At 62.7% G+C, this 4644-nt stretch carries 5 protein-coding genes; 1 reads left to right on the top strand and 4 read right to left on the bottom strand.

The features are described 5' to 3' along the window. The 4 genes from rfbA to rfbC form a co-directional block, all read right to left on the bottom strand. Nucleotides 1-800 (bottom strand): glucose-1-phosphate thymidylyltransferase RfbA (gene rfbA / locus ABY403_RS13580; RefSeq protein ID WP_372841367.1); only part of this gene is annotated, 800 nt, incomplete at its 3' end. Continuing rightward, on the bottom strand, nt 797-1666 hold the full coding sequence (gene rfbD, locus ABY403_RS13575; protein ID WP_372841366.1) for a dTDP-4-dehydrorhamnose reductase: 870 nt from the start codon (nt 1664-1666) through the stop codon (nt 797-799). The genes rfbD and rfbA, both read right to left, overlap by 4 nt. Then, entirely contained in the window at nt 1663-2703 is a 1041-nt protein-coding gene (rfbB, locus tag ABY403_RS13570) for a dTDP-glucose 4,6-dehydratase (RefSeq protein WP_372841365.1), read from the bottom strand. Before rfbB ends, rfbD begins: the two co-directional genes overlap by 4 nt. Beyond that, nucleotides 2700-3260, bottom strand: a complete 561-nt coding sequence (gene rfbC, locus ABY403_RS13565) for a dTDP-4-dehydrorhamnose 3,5-epimerase (protein WP_372841364.1) — start codon at nt 3258-3260, stop codon at nt 2700-2702. The genes rfbB and rfbC overlap by 4 nt, the downstream gene beginning before the upstream one ends. 465 nt (nt 3261-3725) lie before the next feature. On the opposite strand from rfbC, the gene ABY403_RS13560 reads away from it, so the two are divergent. Further along, nucleotides 3726-4644 (top strand): hypothetical protein (locus ABY403_RS13560; protein WP_372841363.1); only part of this gene is annotated, 919 nt, incomplete at its 3' end.

The following is a 4644-nucleotide window of genomic DNA, read 5'->3' as shown; positions in this document are numbered from 1 at the left end:
TCGCGGCTGATCCAACCTTGATCGAAGGCAATTTCTTCGGGGCATCCGGTCTGTAGGCCTTGTCGGTTCTGCAAGGTGCGCACGAAGTTGCCGGCATCTAGCAAGCTTGCGTGGGTGCCGGTGTCCAGCCACGCATAGCCGCGCCCCATGCGCTGCACATCAAGCCCGCCTTCGGCGAGATAGCTTTCGAGCAGTGTGACGATCTCAAGTTCGCCGCGTGCCGATGGCCTCACCGCGCGGGCCCGCGCCGGGGCGGTGCCATCGACAAAGTATAGCCCGGTCAGCGCTTGGTTTGATGGGGGCACGGCAGGTTTTTCGACGATACCGCGCACCCGCCCATCTGCACCAAAGTCGATCACACCGTAACGTTCGGGGTCTGCGACCTGGTAGCTGAAAACGGTGGCCGGGGCCGGGCTTGCATCGGCGGCGCGCATCAGATCGACCAACCCGTGGCCGAAGAAGATATTGTCGCCCAGAACCAGCACCGAAGCCGCGCCAGCCAGAAACGCCTCGGCTAGAATAAAGGCCTGTGCTAGGCCCTCTGGCTTTGGCTGCACGATGTATTCGAGCCGCACGCCCCATTGGCTGCCATCGCCCATCAGGCGGCGGAATTGGCCCTGATCTTCGGGTGTGGTGATCACCGCAATCTCGCGGATGCCTGCCAGCATCAGCACCGAAAGCGGGTAGTAGATCATCGGTTTATCGTAGATCGGCAGTAGTTGCTTGGAAATGCCAAGCGTCACTGGATAAAGCCGGGTGCCGGTGCCGCCCGCTAGAATGATGCCTTTGCGTGCTGTCATCGCGTTCCCTCGCCTGCCGTAATCTGTGCCAAAACCCTCGCCACACCTTGCCGCCAATCGGGCCGCATCAGCCCGAAAGCGCCCATGGTCGCTGCGCAATCGAGCCGCGAATTGGCCGGGCGCGGTGCCGGGGTGGGGTAATCTGCCGATGCAATATCGCGCACGGCGCAAGGTAGGTTCGCTTGCGCAAAAATCTCGCGCGCGAACCCGGCCCAACTGATGTCTGGGGTGCCGGCGAAATGGTAGGTGCCACTTTTTGCGGGTGTTTCGGCCAGTTGCGTGGCGATGGCAAGGCAGGCTTCGGCCAGCGCGTCGGCCGGGGTCGGCCCGCCGATCTGGTCGGCCACCACCGCAATCTCTGCCCGCTCGGCCCCCAGCCGCAACATTGTGCGCAGGAAATTGTGACCGCGCGCCGAAAATACCCAAGACGTGCGCAAGATCGCATGCACCCCGCCTGCCGCGCGCACTGCGGCCTCGCCCGCGTGCTTGGTGCGGCCATAGGTGCCCAAGGGGCCGGGTGTGGCATCCGTCGCCCATGGCGCGTTGCCCGTGCCGTCGAAAACGTAATCGGTCGAAACCTGCACGAATGGGATGCCCGCCACGGCGCAGGCTGCGGCCATCGCGGCCGGTGCCTCGGCGTTGATGCGCAGCGCAAGTGCTTCTTCGGCCTCTGCGCGGTCAACAGCGGTGTAGGCAGCGGCGTTGATCACGGCGCGCGGTGCCGTATGGCGGATCGCCTTTGCGCAGGCTTCTGGGTCGCGCAGATCGGCGTCGGTGCGGCCAAGGAAGCGCGCGTCGGGGGCGATCCGCGCCAGTTCTTGCGCCAATTGCCCGGTCTGGCCAAACACCAGCAGCGCGCCACTCATGCGCGCATCCCCAGCCGCTGGCCCACGCCCGCGCGGCCCTGCAACGCGCGCCACCACGGCTCGTTCGCGAGATACCATGCCACCGTGCGCCGCAAGCCTTCGGCGAGCGTAACGCTTGGCCGCCAGCCCAACTCGGCGCGGATGCGGGCGGGGTCGATTGCGTAGCGCGCATCGTGGCCGGGCCGATTGGCGACAAAGCTGATCAGCCGCTCGTGCGGTGCGCCCTCGGGGCGCATCTCGTCCAGTAGCGCGCAGATCATCCGCACAAGGTCGATGTTGCGCGCCTCGGCCTCGCCGCCGATGTTGTAACTGCGCCCCACCGCGCCGCGCGTCAGCACGGCCAGCAAAGCCTCGGCGTGGTCTTCGACATAAAGCCAATCGCGCACATTTTCACCCGCGCCGTAAACCGGGATCGGTTTCCCCGCCAGCGCATTCAGAATGACCACGGGGATCAGCTTTTCGGGGAAATGATAGGGCCCGTAGTTGTTGGAACAATTGCTCAAGACCACGGGCAGGCCGTAGGTCTCATGCCATGCGCGCACCAGATGATCCGAGGCGGCCTTGCTGGCCGCATAGGGGCTGCGCGGGGCATAGGGGCTGGCTTCGGTGAACCGCCCCTTGGGCCCGAGGCTGCCGAACACCTCATCGGTTGAAATATGGTGCAGCCGGAAGCCCTCGGGTCGCCCCTGCCGCGCCCAGTAATCGCGCGCCGCTTCAAGCAGATTGTAGGTGCCGCTGACGTTGGTCTCAATAAACGCGCCGGGGCCATCGATGGAACGGTCCACATGGCTTTCGGCGGCCAGATGCATCACGGCGTCGGGGGTATGGCGGGCCAGCACCGCGTCAATTGCCGCGCGGTCGCAGATGTCGGCCTGCTCGAAGGCGTAGGCGGGGCTATCGGCCACGCTTGCCACGTTATCAAGGCAGGCCGCATAGGTTAGCGCATCGAGGTTGACCACCTCGTGCCCGCGCGCCACCGCAAGGCGCACCACTGCCGAGCCGATGAACCCCGCGCCCCCTGTCACCAGTATCTTCATGCCGCCCCCTCGAATCTGAAAGGGGATTGCCAATCGGCGAAGGCGGGCGCGCCCGCGTCCTTGGGCGACAGCACTGGTGCGCCTTTCAGCCCCCAGTCGATGCCAAGCGAATCCCAGTGCACCGCGCCATCGCATTCTGGCGCGTAATAGGCCGAGCATTTGTACTGCACTTCGCTTGCCGCCTCGCGCGTGACGAAACCGTGCAAAAACCCCTCGGGAATGAAAAGCTGCCGCCCATTCTCGGCGCTCAATTCCACCCCCACCCAGCGCCCGTAGCTGGGCGAGCCGATCCGCGCATCCACCGCCACGTCAAAAATCGCCCCCCGCGTGCAGCGCACGAGTTTGGCCTGCGCATGGGGCGGGCGCTGATAGTGCAGGCCCCGCAAGGTGCCCGGCGCATCCGAGGCCGAGTGATTGTCTTGCACGAAATCGCAAGTGATCCCGGCTGCGATGAGATCGCGCTTGCTCCACACCTCGGAAAACCAGCCTCGATTGTCGGCAAAACGGCGGGGCGTAAGTAGGCGTATGCCTGCAAGGCCGGTAGATTCCTGCAACACTTCAGCACCCTCCGAAACGCCCTTTACCCCTGCCAGCAGTATCAGGCAGGCCGCGGCTCGGCCATAGGCTAGACAGCCTCTGTTAACTGCCGACGGGTGATGAAAAACCCCGAAGGCGCGCCGAATGGGCGGGCTGCGCATATGGCCAAGGGCGTTTACAGCGCTTGGCTTCCTTGGCCGCTGCACCGCGGTGCGCCCATGCTGATTGCGCGCTTTTTGCCTTGGTTCAGATACAGCGCTGAAACACTGACCGCGCGGCGCGATTAACCACGTGTATCGCAACAAACATACTTGACCTTGCGGTAAGACGAAGCCCAAATCCAGATATTCGGAAGACGCCATCTGCATATTGCGCTGCATCCGATATATGACGTGTGAGTTTGTGAGTGCCCCAAGATGTTGACAATTTTTATTGATGCACTTTCTCACAAAGTTGCGACTGACCTATTCAACGAAGAACCATCCTTGCTTCTTGACCTTGCGCCGCAACGGCTGGTTGCCGGGGCGGGGTACAGTTCGAACCTGCATTGGCAGCTTTTCACTGGTAGCTCGGCCGATTGCATGGGTTTCTTTTGCGACTGGGGGCTTAAATCTGGCCAGTTTTCAGACGAGGCCGCAAGTACAGCGCATCGTCTGCTTGCGCGTACCGATCGTAACTTGTTGTTCAACGCGCTTCTGCGCGTTGCCGCCCGTAAACTAGGCCGCCGCGATGACAATATCCCTTGGTCAGAGCGGCGTCATTTCGACAGCCGCGGCACCTATCTGTTCAACTCGTCAGGCTTGGATGCAATCGCGCATCGCGCGCGATTGGGCGTGGTGGAGATGGGCGACTATATCGCAACATTTGCCGCGGCGGATGCAGCTATTGCGGCCGGGCAGCGTAATGTCTTTGCCGTTGTTAACGAACTTGATGAGTTGGGGCATAAAGCCGGTGGGACGGCACCAGAATATGCAGAGTTTGCACGCAAGGTGTTGGAACGCGCGCGCCTTACAGTGGCGCATTATCGCCGCGCGTATCCTGCCGAACGCGTGCGGTTATTGTCAGACCACGGGATGCACGATGTGCACTACAGCGTCGATCCTGCCCGCGCCCTGCACCGCCATATCGGCATACCCGGCCAAGACTACCTGCTTTACACCGACTCTGTGTATCTACGGGCTTGGTTTGGCAATGATGCCGTGGCGAGCCGGTTCGTCGATGCGACTGCCGGGCTGACCTCGCTGCGATATCTGGATGATGCAGAGCGAGCAACGCTTGGGATTTCGAGCCCGAGTTTTGGTGACATTATCGGTGTATTGGCCGATGGCGTTGTCTTTTCTCCCAACATGTTCGCGCTTTGGGTCAGGGGAGGGCCCAATGGGATGCACGGCTATCTTAGCAATA

This window comes from Phaeovulum sp. (assembly GCF_041596715.1).
Lineage (GTDB): Bacteria > Pseudomonadota > Alphaproteobacteria > Rhodobacterales > Rhodobacteraceae > UBA6213.
This window is presented reverse-complemented; position numbering and strand designations above follow the sequence as displayed.